This is a genomic window from Methanobrevibacter sp. (assembly GCF_030539875.1).
Taxonomy (GTDB): Archaea; Methanobacteriota; Methanobacteria; order Methanobacteriales; family Methanobacteriaceae; genus Methanocatella.
Genome location: NZ_JAUNXI010000012.1, coordinates 1 through 17,677 on the forward strand (window position 1 = coordinate 1; position 17,677 = coordinate 17,677).

Annotated in this window: 13 protein-coding genes; 3 read left to right on the top strand and 10 right to left on the bottom strand. The window is 32.3% G+C overall.

Annotated elements, in window-relative coordinates:
• Nucleotides 1-59: 59 nt before the first annotated feature.
• The 7 genes from Q4Q16_RS05805 to Q4Q16_RS05835 form a co-directional block, all read right to left on the bottom strand.
• Nucleotides 60-1,604: a type I restriction-modification system subunit M gene (locus Q4Q16_RS05805; protein ID WP_303346783.1), complete on the bottom strand. Its 1,545-nt coding sequence runs from the start codon at nt 1,602-1,604 to the stop codon at nt 60-62.
• Nucleotides 1,605-2,159, bottom strand: a complete 555-nt coding sequence (locus Q4Q16_RS05810; RefSeq protein WP_303346784.1) for a restriction endonuclease subunit S — start codon at nt 2,157-2,159, stop codon at nt 1,605-1,607.
• Nucleotides 2,159-2,803: a hypothetical protein gene (locus Q4Q16_RS05815; protein ID WP_303346785.1), complete on the bottom strand. Its 645-nt coding sequence runs from the start codon at nt 2,801-2,803 to the stop codon at nt 2,159-2,161. Before Q4Q16_RS05815 ends, Q4Q16_RS05810 begins: the two co-directional genes overlap by 1 nt.
• Before the next feature lie 138 nt (nt 2,804-2,941).
• A complete protein-coding gene (locus Q4Q16_RS05820; RefSeq protein WP_303346786.1) occupies nt 2,942-5,665 on the bottom strand; it encodes a type I restriction endonuclease subunit R in 2,724 nt (907 codons plus the stop codon).
• A 225-nt stretch (nt 5,666-5,890) separates the two neighbouring features.
• Entirely contained in the window at nt 5,891-6,655 is a 765-nt protein-coding gene (locus tag Q4Q16_RS05825) for an SDR family NAD(P)-dependent oxidoreductase (RefSeq protein ID WP_303346787.1), read from the bottom strand.
• Nucleotides 6,656-7,163: 508 nt separating this feature from the next.
• The gene (locus Q4Q16_RS05830; RefSeq protein ID WP_303346788.1) at nt 7,164-7,790 is read right to left on the bottom strand and encodes a zinc ribbon domain-containing protein; all 627 of its coding nucleotides are present in this window, start codon (nt 7,788-7,790) and stop codon (nt 7,164-7,166) included.
• 67 nt (nt 7,791-7,857) lie between these two features.
• Nucleotides 7,858-8,718 carry a DUF1002 domain-containing protein gene (locus tag Q4Q16_RS05835; protein WP_303346789.1) on the bottom strand — a complete coding sequence of 287 codons (861 nt, stop codon included), beginning with the start codon at nt 8,716-8,718 and terminating at the stop codon, nt 7,858-7,860.
• Between the two features lie 124 nt (nt 8,719-8,842).
• On the opposite strand from Q4Q16_RS05835, the gene Q4Q16_RS05840 reads away from it, so the two are divergent.
• The 3 genes from Q4Q16_RS05840 (at nt 8,843) to Q4Q16_RS05850 (ending at nt 13,546) form a co-directional block, all read left to right on the top strand.
• Complete coding sequence (locus tag Q4Q16_RS05840; RefSeq protein ID WP_303346790.1) at nt 8,843-9,652, top strand: DUF169 domain-containing protein; 810 nt, start codon at nt 8,843-8,845, stop codon at nt 9,650-9,652.
• Nucleotides 9,653-10,037: 385 nt separating this feature from the next.
• The gene (locus tag Q4Q16_RS05845) at nt 10,038-11,744 is read left to right on the top strand and encodes an ABC transporter ATP-binding protein (protein WP_303346791.1); all 1,707 of its coding nucleotides are present in this window, start codon (nt 10,038-10,040) and stop codon (nt 11,742-11,744) included.
• Nucleotides 11,741-13,546 carry an ABC transporter ATP-binding protein gene (locus Q4Q16_RS05850; protein ID WP_303346792.1) on the top strand — a complete coding sequence of 602 codons (1,806 nt, stop codon included), beginning with the start codon at nt 11,741-11,743 and terminating at the stop codon, nt 13,544-13,546. The genes Q4Q16_RS05845 and Q4Q16_RS05850 overlap by 4 nt, the downstream gene beginning before the upstream one ends.
• Before the next feature lie 283 nt (nt 13,547-13,829).
• Here the strand turns inward: Q4Q16_RS05850 and Q4Q16_RS05855 are convergent, their stop codons facing one another.
• The 3 genes from Q4Q16_RS05855 to Q4Q16_RS05865 all read right to left on the bottom strand — a co-directional run bounded on the left by Q4Q16_RS05855 (nt 13,830) and on the right by Q4Q16_RS05865 (nt 17,675).
• The gene (locus Q4Q16_RS05855; protein ID WP_303346793.1) at nt 13,830-16,412 is read right to left on the bottom strand and encodes a DUF3344 domain-containing protein; all 2,583 of its coding nucleotides are present in this window, start codon (nt 16,410-16,412) and stop codon (nt 13,830-13,832) included.
• A 272-nt stretch (nt 16,413-16,684) separates the two neighbouring features.
• Complete coding sequence (locus tag Q4Q16_RS05860) at nt 16,685-17,020, bottom strand: DUF2149 domain-containing protein (protein WP_303346794.1); 336 nt, start codon at nt 17,018-17,020, stop codon at nt 16,685-16,687.
• Between the two features lie 13 nt (nt 17,021-17,033).
• Nucleotides 17,034-17,675, bottom strand: coding sequence for a MotA/TolQ/ExbB proton channel family protein (locus tag Q4Q16_RS05865; RefSeq protein WP_303346828.1), 642 nt, complete (start codon nt 17,673-17,675; stop codon nt 17,034-17,036).
• Between the last annotated feature and the right edge of the window lie 2 nt (nt 17,676-17,677).

Consider the following 17,677-nt stretch of genomic DNA (forward strand, 5'->3'; position numbering starts at 1 on the left):
TCATCAAATCCACTAAATCGTAGTTTAGGTACTAACTTTTCTTCACTCATAAAACCAACTCACTCGAATATTGGTGCTTGAATACCTAACTCATCACAGTACTTTTTAATTTCAGCATCAACTTCTTTCATTTCTTCATTTATCTTTTTAAGTTCAGATACAACTTTATCCAAGTCTATAGGTTCTTCTTCTTCGAAAGTGTCAACATAACGTGGAATGTTTAAATTGAAATCATTTTCACGAATTTCATCAAGACTTGCTTTATGTGAATATTTATCAATCTCTTCACGATTTGCATAAGTATTTATGATTTTTTCAATGTCTTCATGTCTTAATTTATTCTGATTTTTAACTTTTTCAAAGTCTTTACTTGCATCAATGAATAATACATCATAATCATCTTCACGGCACTTTTTGAATACTAAAATGACAGTGGGTATGCTTGTTCCATAAAATACATTAGCTGGAATGCCTATTACTGCATCTAAGTAGTTTTTCTCATCAATGAGATATTTACGTATTACACTTTCTGCAGCACCTCTAAACAAAACTCCGTGAGGTAAAACAATTGCCATTGTTCCATTTTCTTCCAGGTGATAAATCATGTGTTGTACAAATGCATAATCCGCTTTTGATTTTGGTGCAAGTTTACCATATGCTGCAAATCTTTCATCATCTAAAAATGATTTATCACTGGACCATTTTGCAGAAAATGGAGGATTAGCCACTATTGCTTCGAATTTAGTGTTGATGTGCTGAGGATATTTTAGTGAATCTCCTTGTTTAATATCAAAATCACCATATTTAACACCGTGAAGTATCATATTCATTCTTGCCAGGTTATATGTTGTTTGATTTAATTCCTGACCACAAAAATCACCTACTTGAGCTTCTTTAGAAACCCTTAGGAGCAATGAACCTGATCCGCATGTCGGGTCATAAACATTTCTAATTTTATTCTTTCCAAAAGTGACAATTTTTGCAAGTATTTTTGATACTTCTTGAGGAGTATAAAATTCCCCTGCTTTTTTACCGGCACTTGATGCAAATTGACTTATTAAATATTCATATGCATCCCCTAAAATGTCTGATTCATCATCATCTAATTTAAAATCAATATCATTAAGATTTAATAAAATTCTTGAGATTAATTTATTTTTATCATCATCTGATTTTCCAAGTTTTGATGAGTTTAAGTCCACATCTTCAAAAAGATTACTAAAGTCTTCCTGGCTTTTTGCACCCATTGAAGAATTACTGATGTAATTTAAAGATTTAATCAAATCTCCTAAAATAAATTCATTAACCTTTGCTTTTTCAATGACGCTACTAAATAAATATTGGGGCTCTAAAAAATAACCTAAAGATGAAATACCCTCATCCATTAAATCATCTTTGTAGTCCTCATCAACCCATGCCTGTTCAAAAGTTAAATCATCTTCTTTTAACTCTTCATTCATGTGTAATTCTAATTTTTCAGACAGGTATCTGTAAAAAATAAATCCAAGAATATAATTCTTGAATTCGTTTGCATCCATATTACCTCTTAATTCGTCTGCTATTGCCCAAAGTTTACTTTCCAAGCTATTTTGATAATTTGACATTTATTCACCTTTTATTTGAGTTTGAACTAAATACTCTTTAATCTTTTTATTATATTCTTTTTTATTTTCCAATAACCTATTTTTTTCATCGATTAAATCAAAAAATTTGCCATATCCCTTCTGTTTTTCGAGATTTGGAATATTGATTTTCATTTTTTTTAAATCTGCAACTTTAATAACTTTTAAAGCACCGCCTTCAAGAAAAATGTGTAATTTTTTGTGAAAAGATTCGCTACTGATTAAATGATAAATAAAAGAATGATCATATCCTTCATTTAATCGGATAACCGCAAAATACATTGGAATGAGAAATCCCTCTTCTTTTAATATGCTAACCGTATTTGGTTGTGAGAGGGAAATTAAAATATCTCCCTTTTTTGAAAAATATTTTTTATTAATGCTTTTAGAAATATTTTCATTGTAATAATCTAAAATGTTTTCATTGATAAACTTATTTTTAATAATCGGAATCTTATTTCCATTTAAATCAATGAATCTAGATATTTGCACTCCTGAAAATACATCAGCTATATCTTCTAGTTTTTTTACAATCATTATACAAAACCTTCATCTATAAGTTCACAGTCAAAAGCAGTGATTCTGTGAGTTTGTCCAGAACCTCCGGCTATGCGAGACCAACTATCTGAATACAATACATAATCACCATTTTCTATTGTTAAGAAATAATAAAATCCACCATACATACCTGGAACTGGAAAACTTTCTTGTGAAAAGAAATCAGTCTTCACAGATAATTCCTGATTGATATGAGGTAACTCTATTTTAAATTTTTCAATCAAATATCCTACTCTATGCATTATTACCTTGTGAAATCTCTTTTCTATCTCATTTAATTCATCAGATTGGTCTAAAACACCATCATTTTCAATGAATTCATCAAAGTATTCCCTGTTTAATACTTTTTCAAATTGAGGATAACAATCAACCCAATCTACCAATAAGTTTATAATATCTTCGGGAAAATCCTCATCCAATACAGTTTCTTCAGAAGTTACCCATTCCTCTACGCTCTTAAATTCCTTTGCAAAAAATTCACTATTTTGTTTATTGTATTCAAAATATTCTTTAATTTTTTCATCAGATATGCATTCGAATATGCGGGAGGGAATAATATCTTCTATTTTAAGAATTTCTTCTTGATGATCCTGAACATATTTTATATTAATAACATCCTTCATTTTAAATCATTTCACAATATTTATTCATAAGCAACAAATTAATTGTAATTAATTACTAATGACAAATAATTATTTATGGAACAACAATATATAAACTTTTTGATTTTTTTAGTAATTAATTATTAATGACAAATAAAATTAATAATTAAATCTTTCAAATAAGTCCATAATTTTAAATTTGATTGTGTTGACCTTATTTTTACGTTCTTTAAACTTCAATTTATCAATGAATGATTGTTTAATTAAATCATCATCAAGTTTACCGGAAAATTCAAAAAGTTCAAAGACCTCACGAGCAACACCCTCATTTAAATGTTCTTCATCAACAATTTCGCACATAGCTTGTTTTTTTTCATATCTCATAAAGTTATCAAATTCCTCACCAACATTTGTAACTTTACTATCAATGTTGCCTAATCTTTCATTAATGAATTTTTCGATTAGATCAATCTTACTGCGCAAATTCTCATGTTCTTTCATAATACTGATAATGCGATGTTTATCATGCTCAAAACTAGGACTATTCATATCCAAATCAGCTAATAAATTCAATATATAATCTACATTAATTTGATCAGTTCTAAGAAGTTCCAATTCAAAATCAATATCATCTAAAACAGATTCGCCGTCATTATCATGAGGTTTAAACTCATCATAAATATCTAAATAAGCACTTTTGAAATCATTGAATTCCTGTTCGTTAATTTTAACATCATCCCAAGTAAATTCCGTGAAGATATCTAATTTGTTTTTATTCCTAATTAAATCCCTAAATATTAATACAAAATTTTTCTTATCATTTTCACTTTGAAGATTCAATGATTCAGCAGCAGTTTCGACAAGTTTAAATAATCTTTCAAGGCCTTCATTAAACCATTTAACAAATGTTTCATATGGAGGTAAAATAATATGGTCCAGTGCATCAGGATTAGAGAATAATGTAATGGATTTATCAACATTATCCTTTAAATTGGTAAAGCAAACAATATTGCCCTGGGATTTACGTTTGTTAAAGATACGATTTGTTCGGGAAAATGCTTGAAGTAATCCATGATACTGTAAATTCTTATCCACATAAAGCGTATTTAAAAATTTACTATCGAATCCTGTTAAAAACATATCAACAACTAATAATAAATCAATTTCTCTGTTTTTCATTCTTTTAGAAACATCGGCATGATACTGTTTAAAATCATCACTGGTGAAATTTGTTTCAAACATATTATTGTAATCTTGAATATATTTATCCAATAAATCCTGAGAGTGTTCACTTTCGCTTAAATCTTCATTAGCTTTAAAAGTAAATATAGTGGCGATTTTTAAATCATGATCCTTCTTTTTAAACAAATCATAATATTTATGTATCACTCCGCCTCTAGAAACAGTAAACATTGCATTAAATTCCCTATTTCTAGTTTTACGGTCATAACTTTTAATAATATAATCCACAATTTGATTTAAACGATTATCCGATTCTAAGAATTCCTTAGTGTTGATCTTATTAACTTCTTTATCCGTTTGTGTACTTAATTTAGCGCCACCAAAGTAATCAACAGAAAAACCTAAAACATTATTATCAGCAATTGCATCTTTAATAACATATTCATGGAGTTTTTTACCAAAAATATCGCTTGTAGTTCTTGTTCCATCAGAATTATCGGCAAAAATAGGAGTACCTGTAAAACCAAATGACAGGGAATTTGTGAAAAAATCTGTAATTGTCCTATGCATTTCACCAAACTGACTTCTATGACACTCATCAAAAATTAAAATAATATTTTTATCTTTAATTTTTTGAAGTTTGGCTTTATCTCCTGCAGTTTTAACCGCTTTTGATAATTTTTGGATAGTTGTAGTTACTAATTTTCCCTTACCCTCAGTTGTTAAATTTTTAATTAGTGCACCAGTATGTTTTGTTGTATTAACACATCCATCACAGAAACTGTTAAATTCCTTATTTGTCTGTAAATCCAAATCACGCCTATCCACAACAAATATCACTTTATAGATGGATTTATTTTCTGCAAGCAATTGGCTTACCTTATATGAGGTAATTGTTTTTCCACTGCCTGTCGTGTGCCAGACATAACCGTTCTGTTTAATTTCCAGTGCTTGATGTATTACCTCTTCAACAGCATACATCTGATAAGCTCTTAAAACCATTAGTCTTTTTGTAGACTCATTTAAAACCACATATTTAGAAATCATCTTTGCAAGATTGCACTTCTCTAAAAATGTATCTGCAAAATCATCTAACGAACGGATATTATTATTCTTTTTGTCTTTCCAGAAAAAAGTAAACTCAAATTGAAGGTCTTTTTTTAATCCGTTAGCAAAATATTTTGTATTGATTCCATTACTTACAACAAATATCTGAATATAATTAAAAAGCCCTTTATATGAATGTAACTTATATCTCGTAATTTGATCAAATGCTTCTTTTAAAGGCATACCTCTTCTTTTAAGTTCAATTTGAACTAATGGCAACCCATTAATCAATACAGTTACATCATATCTATTTTTATGTTTGCATTCCATTGTAATTTGATTAGAAACCTGAAAAATATTTTTACACCAATCCTTCTGGTTTAAAAATTTAATATAAAAAGGATCGTCTTTTCTGTCAATAAAATAATAGTCCCTTAGTTTTTTTGCTTTATCAAAAATCGAACCTTGATCCAAATATATTAAGATCTTGTCAAATTCCTCATCAGTCAATTTGCAATCATTTAACTTATTTAATTGAATTCTGAAATTTTCCAATAATTCATCTTCATTTTTAATTTTAACAAATTCATATCCGTTTTCAGATAATCGCTTAATCAGATTATTCTCCAATACTGCTTCACTTTGAGTTGACATACAAAATACCTTTAAAACAAATCACTAATCAAAAATTACAACATTAAATCAATATTGCATTAGTAATAATTTTATAACAAGTAATATATTAAGTTAAAGGAAAAAAGAATAAATGACATTGAGTTTTTAAAAAATATTCGAAATAAACAATAAGAGAAAAATACACTACCTGCTAATAAATCAAATATTAAAGTAAAAAAAAAAAGAAAAGAAACAAGTCTTTTCTTATGGTCTTAAACCGGATCCGCCTTGAAGGGTGATTGTCTCACCGGAAATATAGCTTGCAGCATCAGAAGCAAGGAATAGACAGGTTCCACCAATATCCCCTTCAGCATCACCGAATCTTTGTAGCGGAATGCCCTGAATGGTTTTTTCATAAATTTCAGGATATTCTTCTCTCCACTGTTCTAGCTGTGCAGTCATTACAAGAGGACATACAACATTGATATTGATGCCGTCCTGACCCCATTCTGTTGCTGCTACTCTGGACAATCCTCTGATTCCTTCTTTTGCAGCTGCATATGATGATTGTCCGTCTCTTCCGAACAATCCTGCACCGGATGCGAAGTTGATTACAGAACCTTTTGATTCTTTAAGATACGGATGGGCGTATTTCATGAAATTGAATACTGCATATAATCCGGAGTTGATGGCCAAATCGAAATCTTCTTTGGAATGCTCCACAAGTTTTAATCCTGACTTGGAAGCCTGTGCATTGTTAATCAGTACATCGATTCTTCCGAATTCATCAGCGATTTTCTCGATTGCATCTTTTACTTGGTCTTCATATCCTCCATCAGCAACAATCGCAAGAACTTTTATGCCATATTCATTTTCAAGTTCTTCCTTCGCTTTTTGGAGTGTTGATTCTGTTCTGCCGGTGATTACCAGATTTGATCCTGCTTTTGCAAATGCGCTAGCTATTCCGAATCCTATTCCTTTTCCACCGCCAGTTACTATTGTTACTTTTCCGCTCATATCAAAACTCACGATTTCACCTTCATATATTTATAATGATTTATAATATACTGATTCTTTTATATATAATTTTCTTATTTAATTCCCCCATAATCTGATTAGACAAGCTATTTTCATAAATAACTAATGTTATAATTTTTTTAAGGTCAATAACAAATTTTAATCCAATGGTTTAAAATTTAAAACACAAAAAATCTAAATGAATTTCAGCAATTTTCACTAAAAACTGTCCAGTAATGGAAAAAGTGAAATTATTTTTGTGGCGATAGAATAATTTATTTTAAAAACCATGCATGTTTAATTAAAATTATAAATGGTAAAAATAATTTACACGAATCTGGTGAACTTATTTACCAGCATGCCAGCCAGCAGTGATTTATTTAAGACACGGCGTTTAAAGAAATCCTCCCGGCAGTTCAACTAAAACCGGATTAAAATAAAGAAAATCTTAAAAGCGCAACAGAAAAGCAGTCCAAAAACAGCAGTTATGAATCTGAATGCGTTTAAGACACTAAAAAAATTAAATATTTTGTTTTAAAATGTATCCCAGATATACTCCAAGGTAGGATGAAACCGGAATCAGCAAAACAAATAATACCAACTTAAAAACAAAGCTCAAGTCAACTGAGGGAGAAAATCCCGGAGATGCAGGCTGATATGCCGGAGAATAGGAATTGCCTGACATGCCTGATGAGAAAATTGAACTTAAAGCTGAGAGTATTCCCATCAGGAATGTGAATATCAATCCAATTCCACATAAAACAACTGCAAACATGCTTCCAAGATACATTGAAATGTTTGGAACAATATATGTCTCATCCCTACATCCGAAGTATCCGACAAAAACTCCTCCGAAGAATACTGAAAATACAACAGTCAGTAAAAGATATGTCATAAGGTCGATTGAACCGTTAGCCATAAATGATGACCAAAGTATTGCGCCGATAAATAAAAAGATCCCGAATATTATAAATGAAAATACGATAACAGGAAAGCTTGTTTTTTCACAGATATTATCGAAAAATCCTTTTGAGCTGTTTTTCATAGGAATAAATTTATCAGATAGTTTGTGTCCGCATTCAGTACAGAATTCAATATCCTCATCACCAATCTCATTTCCGCATTTTGGACAGTTTTTAATAGTCATTAATAACACCTTGTTATTAATTTAGTGTAAAAGGAATAAATAAATTTCGTAAAAAAAAAGTTGGGAATTAAATCCCGTTTATAAAGGATTTAATCCAGTCGAAAAGTCCGTCAAGTGAAAATCCGCCGGTTGAGTTATCGCCTAAAATCTCATTCAGCTGATTTTTATATTGGTTTACATCACCTTGGACGTTTTGTACCTGTTCTATTGAATCGGCCAGGTTTTCTATATCATTATTTGTTATGTTAATGTTGTTGTTTTCAACATAATTGTTGATTATATTTACAATTGTGTTGTGGTCTGTAATATTGCCTTTGGATACTTCGTCCTTTACCTGGCTTACCAGACTGGCCAATTCGTCTCCACTTACACCGGAATTATTAATAATTTCAGCTTGTGTGTAAATTTCGTCGTTTGCTGCCTCTTTTACATTATATGGAATTACAACATCAGTTACATCTTCATATGAATTCATAATTCCTGCAAGAGCAGATTCTCCGGTTGACTGAACCGGACTGGTTACGTATACATGTCCGTTTGTTATTCCAGCTGATTTTAAAGCTGAAAGGTACATTTCACCAGTTATTGTGGTGATTTTTGATTTGTCAACACTTACCGCCAAATCACTGTTGACGCTTAAGTCCACAAGTGCCGAGGACAATATCTGGTTTGAGTTGTAATATTTGCCTGTTATGCCGCTTGACACCTGATTTACCTGATCAGCAGTGATTGTTTTTATACCAACATCATTATCAATATCAACGTTTGCTTGTTTTACAAAGAAGTTATCAACAAATGCCTTATAATTCGAATTTGAATAAGTTGTCTCACCATAAGTTATTACTATATTGGGCTCTGTTGCAAATCCGGTTGGAATTAGCATTCCGATGAGAACCAGGCCCAATAACAGCACAGTAATCTTACGCATAATTTATCACCTCTTATAAATTCTTATTAAAGATTATCATAAGTAGTATTTAAATGTTATAGTTTTTTTTTAAAAATCAATATTTAATATAAAAATCAAACATTAATAGCAAGGAGTTGTTATTATGAAGAGCAGCATATCTGAAGAACTAGAAATGAAATTTCCGCCAATCGTTCTGATTAAAAGTGACGCCAAACCGGAAGATGCAGTATCTCCAAAATCCGGTAAAGGAGGTTGTGCAATGAGTTTTATTGCTCAGACAATTGCCAAACGTAAAACAACTTGTTTCGGCCGTGAAAATGTTACTTGCGGAGGAGTATCAGCAGGTTTTGGTTGGGGAGACGGATTTATAGATGAAGATGCAATTGATTTTCAGGCATCATTCTTATCCTGCGGAGCTGAATCCGCACCTGACAGAGAGGAATATATTGAAAAGATAAGCGGCATGGCAAAACCGACACGTGAAATGTTTGAGCATGGAGAGCGGATATATACTGATTTTGAAACTGCAAAGAAAGGCATAAAAGCAAGGCCTGTTTATGACAGCGAAGATTATGTGATTTTTAAAGGACTGGAAAATCTAAAAGAGGGAGAAATACCTGATTCAGTTATATTTACAGCAAATCCTATTGAACTAACTGCATTAGTTCAAATAAACACTTCATTTAGACTCAAGGACACATATCTTTTGACTCCACAGGCATCAGGATGTCAGGCTATCGGATGCTTTACCTTTAGAGAAAATGAAAGCGACAATCCGAAACCTGTTTTAAGTCCGATTGACTTTGCAGGAAGAAGCAAGATGAAACACTTCATTCCAAATGATTATTTGATGCTTTCCATGCCCTGGAAACTATTCCTAAAGTTAGAAGAGGCAAGTGAGAAAAGTGTTCTTCAAACTGGAATGTGGAAAAGGTTTACACAGCAAGATTGAAATTTCAGGATTTTTTAAAACCGGATGATGTTTATATGTTCACCCCATCAGGACAGGCTTATTAATCCATACACTGCATATAACATTATCCTCCTGTTTTTCATGAGAAATGCATGATTGCATCATGAAGTGAGAGAATGTCAACAATAATCAGTTATGTGACCTATCGGCAGATAATCCTGCAGCCATTCCGCTATTCCCATATGAAATATCCTCACAGATTTTAAAAAATAAACTCCCAATTATAGCGCCTATGGATTTAAAAATGAAAACATCTCCTATTTTAAATTTTTCAAAAGCAGTTTATCCATAGCCATTCACTTTTAAACAAAAATCAGCACACCTCTAAAACGTTTATAAACATTGAAACTCTTAATATTATACGATGAAAAAACTAATAGCTCCAATAAAAAATAGAATCGGACAGGTCTTTGCGATATTTTTATTTTTGCTTGTTCAGGTGTACTGTGACTTGACATTGCCCCAATATACTGCAGATATTGTGGATATAGGTATTCAAAACGCTGATTTGCAGTTTATTGTAAATATCGGAGCAATCATGCTTTTGATGGTTGCGGCATCTGCTCTTGCAACAGTTGGAGTGTCTTATTTTTCAAGCAGGGTATCATCCGGCTATGCCAAGGATTTAAGAAAAACTGTTTACGGGAAAGTTTTAAAATTCTCAAATCATGAGCTTAATGAAATTTCAAGGTCTTCTTTAATTACCAGGTCAACAAACGACATAAACCAGCTCCAGAGCGTCCTTGGAATGATTTTTACAACAATATTGTTCGCACCTCTTCTGGGAATTGGAAGTATAATAAAAGCCTTTGAACTTAAAACAAACCTTTCATGGATTATTTTTGTCACATTTATTGCAGTCGTGCTTCTTTTAATTATTGTTATTGTAAGGGTGCTTCCTTACTTTAAAGTAATTCAGGAAATTATTGATAGAATCAATAAAACATCAAGAGAAATTTTAATTGGAATTCCTGTAATTAAGGCATTTGTAAGACAGGATTTTGAAGAAGAAAAATTCAGGAAAATAAATAAAGAGTTTTACGACGTCAATATCTACGTTTTCAGAAATATGCTTATCATGCTTCCATTGATGACGCTGATTATGAATTTGATGATTGTCCTAATCCTATATTTCGGAGCCTATGATGCATTAAAGGGATCTGTTCTGACAGGAGACATTATTGCGTTTATCCAATATTCAACCCAGGTTGTAACTTCATTTTTAATGATCGGCGCATTTTTCATTATCCTTCCAAGAATACTTGTTTCCGGAAGACGTGTAAATGAAGTGTTAAACACCGAATTAACAATAACAGACGGCGAACTTGCAGACATTTCAAACAATGCAACAATCGAGTTTAAAAATGTTTCATACAGCTATCCAAACAGTGAAAAAGAAACCCTTAAAGACATTAATTTTTCACTGAAACCCGGAAAAACCACTGCAATCATTGGTGGAACCGGAAGCGGAAAATCAACAATCCTCAATTTGATTCCCCGCCTTCAGGACCCGAGCTCCGGCGAAATCTTAATCGATGGTGAAAATATTAAAAACTTGAAATTAAAAAGTTTAAGGGATAAAATCAGTTTTACACCTCAAAAAGCATTGCTGTTCCAGGGAGACATTAAATCAAACATGCTGATTGGAAAAAGCGATGCTACAGATGAAGAAATCGAAAATGCTCTCAGCCAGGCCCAGGTCGATTTTGTATCTGACCTTAAAGATGAGGTGGCTCAAGGAGGATCCAACTTTTCAGGGGGTCAAAAGCAACGCCTATCAATCGCAAGAGCTCTTATTGACAAACATGATTTTTACATTTTTGACGATTGTTTCTCAGCGCTTGACATGAATACAGAACGGAAAATAAAGAATAATCTGAAAAATTTAAAGGAATCCGCTATTCTGATTGTATCCCAGAGGATTTCAACCATTATGGATGCTGATGAGATACTTGTAATTGATAATGGAGAGATTGTTGAGAGAGGAACACATCAAACCTTGGCTGAAAGCTGTGAAATCTATAAAGAAATCGTCAATACTCAAATCGACAGCATGGAGGGGATTTTATGAGTCCAAGACCAATCAGAAGAAGACCTCCCGAAAAAGCCGCCGATAATAAAAAAGCCATTGAAAATATACTCACTATCTTAAAAGACCATAAATTTAAATTGTCCCTAACAGTTATCTGCGCGGTAATTTCAACATTATTTACAATTGTAGCCCCTCTGCTTATAGGCAGAGCCACAACAACAATTTTTGATGGAATAAACAGTATCGCCCAGCACACAGGAACAATTGACTTCGCCGTCTTGTTTAATCTTTTAACAATGGTTGTCATACTATATGTCATCAGTTCCATATTTTCATACCTTCAAAGCTTCTTTTTAATTAAAGTCTCTACAAAAATAAGTTATGACTTAAGGGAAAGGATGGTTGACAAGATTCTGCACCTGCCGATGGAAAGTGTTGATGAAAATAAAAGAGGAGACATATTATCAAGAATTACAAATGATGTTGACTCGCTCCAGCACGGAATCACACAGTCATTTATACAGCTAACTACTGCTGTGATTACCCTTATCGGAGTGTTTGTCATGATGCTGAGCATAAACATCTGGATGACACTAACAACAGTCATTCTTATTCCAATTGCGTTTTTAATAATCAGATTTATTACAAAATATTCTCAAGGTTACTTCCTAAAGCAATTAGTCTTTAAAGGATCTCTAAATGCTCAAATTGAAGAAAGCTTTACAGGCCATGACATTATCCGTGCGTTCAACCAGGAGGACATGTCCATGGAGAAATTTGAAAGGGATAATGAAAACTGGTATGAACAGGAATGGAAATCACAGTTTTACTCAAGCCTGAACGGACCTTTAATGAACTTCATTTCAAACTTCACCTATGTCATAGTCGCGGTTTTAGGTGCCGTATTTGTTCTTCAAAAAGCAATAGCAGTGGGAGACATACTTGCATTTTTCCAGTACACACAAAGCTTTACAAGACCTATACAGCAGATTACAAAAGTCATGAACCAGATACAAACCGCAATGGCTGCAAGCGAACGTATTTTTGAGTTTTTAGATTATGACGATGAGGAAAACACATCAGATAAAAAGCTGGGAGAAATAAAAGAGGGAATTGCCTTTGAAAATGTGAGTTTCAGCTACAGTCCTGATGAAAAGATAATCAAGGACCTGTCCTTTGATGTTAAAAAGGGTCAGAAAATAGCTATTGTTGGCGAAACAGGAGCGGGAAAAACAACAATTGTCAAACTGCTTATGAGATTTTATGAAATCGATTCGGGAAAAATAAAAATCGACGGCGTTGATATTGAAGAATACGACAAGAATTCCCTCAGGTCCCACATAGGAATGGTCCTGCAGGATTCATGGCTATTTTCAGCCAGCATCAAAAGCAACATACGTTATGGAAACTTAGATGTTAGTGATGAAGATTTAATTGATGCTTCAAAACAGGTCTATGTGGACAATTTTGTAAAACAGCTGCCGAATGGTTATAAAACCGTTTTAAATGAAGATTCAGACAATATTTCACATGGGCAAAAACAGTTATTAACAATAGCCAGAACAATCCTTTCATCTAAAGAGGTTTTAATTCTGGATGAAGCAACCTCAAGTGTCGATACAAGAACCGAAAAGCTAATTCAGAAAGCCATGGATAAGCTGATGGAAAACAAAACCAGTTTAATCATAGCCCACAGATTATCAACAATTAGAAATGCAGATAAAATCATTGTAATCGAAGACGGTGAAATAATTGAGGAGGGAACACATGAAGAACTTCTTGAGCTAAAAGGATATTACTACAATACCTTAAACACACAAGCAAAAGAAAATATTCATTAAAAAAATGGATTTGCAGGAATCTTGTTTGACTTTTGAAAATAAAATTTCAAAAATCCCATTTCATCATGTGCGCAGATATATCATCAGTTCCAAATTTTAATATTGTTCCGGAACAGTCCATTAAATCAATATAATGTGCAATAAAAAAACAACAAAACAAAACAAACAGGAGAATAATTCAAGATATATTCAACAAAATGAAAGTGCGAAAATGGTCGCCGCATCTGGCAGGTTATGGGAAAAGTGATGAAAAAAAGAAGAGAATAGGGTTGAAAATTAAACCCTATCTTTTAACTTTAATTAAACTTTTTGAACTGATAGTGTATTTGGAGTTGCCTGAGTATAAAACAACTTTATGACTACCTACTTTCAAGTTCTTGGTTTTCAAACTGGCAGTACCGTGTTTGTTGGTTTTAATTTTGTAGACTTTGTATTTTTTACCTGTGAAAACCTTTACTTTAACTACAATATTTTTAACAACTTTTTTAGTTGCTTTGTTTTTGACAGTTACCTTGAAGTATTTGGATTTTTTATATTTAACAGTTACTTTAGGCGCTTTGACAATTGTTTTAGCTTTAGCTACTTTAATAGATGATGTGGTCTTTTTAACAACATAATTTTTATTATTAGCAGTAATTTCCACTTTATGATTTCCGATTGATAAGAGGGAAGCTTTTTTAAAGCTGGCAATGCCTTTTGAATCAGTAGTCACATAATAAGTAGCGTATTTTTTACCTGTGAAAACCTTTAATGTGAGTTTTAAGCCTTTAACCGGTTTTTTGTCATTATCTAAAACTTTAATATTGAAGTATTTGCCTGAATCGTAAGTAGTAGACAACATTGTCGGAGTCACAACGGTTTTTATTGGAGCTTTCTGAGTAGTTACAATAAATTGCTGTAAAGCCAAGATTGTAGACCCTGTGGCAACAAAACTAATATCATTTGAACTTTTTACAATATCTGTTATATCAGCAGCAAACATGTCTGTAGTTTTACTAGTTCCATTCCAAACATTTTCAAATAATTTATTATTCACAATGAGATTTCCTTCACCGGTCTGAGCACCGGAAGCAAATACATATAATTTTGCATTAACAATATCTTTAGAATTAATCATAATATTTGAATTTGCTTGAACAACTCTTCCAGCATTATTATTTGCATTTGTAAGCAAATCTGCATCATTCATAATGTAAATCTTTTTAATTACATCACTATTAGTTGTGTTGTACATATAAATTAAAGTGCTTGGATAAATAGCTGGTGTAGGGTTGATTTTATTTAAAACAAATGTATTATTACCCTTTTTAAGCAATTTTGTTACATCATAAACTACAACTCCATAACCGTATTTGCCGTAAGATCCCAAGTTGCTTTGGTCTCTGTAAAATCCAACAGGATAAACTGTTTGGTTATTGAATGTTACATTAAACATTGATTCATTTTCAATGTATGTTTTTCCATTAAACCAGTTGTATGGAACATAAATAAATCCTTTTACAATAGTAGAACCGCTGCTTAAGTCAACATTCCAGATTTCAGTTGTACCTGCAGCACCGGATTTATATGAACTTTCGTTTTTAGTATCAATTACAATGTCTCCTGTAAATGAAATATTTGCAAATGATTCAAATCCTCCGGATGGATAAGCAAAGTCCTTTCCAAGGTTACCATTGTATAAAACAGGTACAGTTTTATTTGAACTGGTAACAGCAACATCATTATATTTAACATTCACAACATAGATTACCTGAGGATTATCTGCCCCATTAACAGTTGATGCATCAACTGAACGAATAGTAGGGTCAGTTAATAATAAGGTTGTTTGATTTTCACCATCCAAATCCATTTCAGTACTATTTACAACAATTCCATCAGCAACTAACTCAATTAAATATTTTCCTTTTTTATCGGAGTTAACGTTAATTGTAATTGTATTGTTAGTACCAGCATAACAAGTATTGGAATATTCGGTTGTTAGTGAAACCGCTGCATTAATGTGATTAACCTTCAGGACAGTTAAAACATTTTTAAGGGATGAATAGGTACCTGACCCAACATTCATAGACAGCAGCTCTGTATTTTGACCATTTTTCATATTACCGGATATATCCCATGAATTATATTGGTAGTAATTACCGGATTCATGCACAGTAGGGTCTCCGATCAGTTCACCATTAACTCTAAAACTTCCATCAGCACTTGAAAGAGCAACATTAATTAAATTAGCACCATTGATGTTTGATATGTTTTCTGTATTGAATACAGTTGTAACATTGGTTTTTGTCCACTTTTGAGTAGAATCCACCCAATAATTAATTACATCACTGTCACCGTCATCATATGCTAAAATTAAAGCAATTAACTTAATTCTACCATCAAATGTTTTATTAGGCATCATGAAAGTATTTACATTAATTGTAATTGAGGAACCATTCAATCCCTTTACAGAATCAGTAATATCATAATGCATTTGATAATCTGAATAACATTTATTGACATGGTCATTTACAATATAAATAGTTCCATCAGTACTTCCTTCTTCAGTCCATAACGATTCGCTAGCTATTTGATTTTCACCGTCTTTAGTTTTTAAACTCACATTGGCATTTGCCCCATGAGTATTTTTAGCACTGCCTCCATAAACATTAACATAAATGTCTGCATGCTTGATATCCTTAGCTTCGGAAGGAATATCATATGTTAAACTGCCACTAGTCTCCCACGGATTAACCGTAGCCACATCAACATCCCCTGAAACTTCTCCAGAATAAGTTGTTTGTAAATCATCAGCAGAAACAGAACTAATTGACAAAACCATCATGAAAATCAATACAAATAAAAAAATAAAAGATTTATTTTTCATAAATATCCCCAATTAATTTTTAAGGCAATCATTTAAAGTTCGAGACAATAACTATATTGAAATGCAAACAAGAAACTTTAAATAAACAAACCTTAATTAAAGTGAAGGAGTAATACAAATATAAAGATTATCTTAATACCATTTTTGTCATAAACAGTGAAAAAGTATTACTTTTGATTAAAAGTAATAAAAAACCCCACAATATGGGAAAAAAGTAATATTTAATTGAAAAAAGTAAAAAATAAAAAGTAATACTATGTAAGAAATATATATTATCCTTCAACCATTATTAGCTTTCCGGTTGACGGGTCCCTATACACTTTTCCCAATTCCACATAACCTTGACCAGAACTTTCCCTGGATTCCGGAGTGTCATTTAGCGGGTTGCCTTCAGTTACCTCAGTAACATTCAATGGAGATTCCTGAACATTTTGGGATTGGTCCTGTGATGTGTCTGAAAACACTATACTTTGTATGTTCCAGCTTATTACAACAAAAATCAATAATCCTACAGCAATTACAAGCATTGCATCTACCAGATTCGTAGTTCCAGCCATCGGGTCTTCTTCAACATCGCTAAATCGTTTTTTGCATTTTCTCCTAACCATGATAAAAACTCCACTATCGGCTTAATTTATCAAGTAATGCATCAGCCAAAGAATCCAAATTCGATAAATCCTCTTCATACCATCTGCGCCTTACCTTAGATACAAAATAGCCTATTGCCCCTGCACCGATACCAACAACAGTCGTATCAAATGCAACAATAATAGCACTTGCCAATGTGTTTACATCACCAGCACCTAAAGCGGCAAGCCCTGGGCCCATAGGGATTAAAGTTCCCATCAAACCCAAAGTCGGACCAATTCTAGTAACAATATCTGTTCGCTCTATTGTTTTTCCAAGTTTAGTTTCTTCAAATTCGATTAATTTTCTAGCTAGAGTTTCTCTTGTTTTATTGTTTAATGAATCTGCACGCAATATTTTAACTAGAACTACCTTTTGATTCTCATATAGTTTTGCATTTTTAACAATACTCATTAATTCCTCACTGGAGTTAGCTTTAGAAATTGAATAAATCAGTTTCTCAAGCAGTTCTGGAGATATTTTTTTACGTGAAGTATACTCCGAGATAAGACTTCCCAAAGTAACTACTGCAAAAAATGCAAAAATTATTAAAAATATGATTACAGGAATCTGTAAACTTTGAGAGATTATATTTAAACCGGAAGTTAATATTTCACTTCCAGGAATTGTTGTCACCA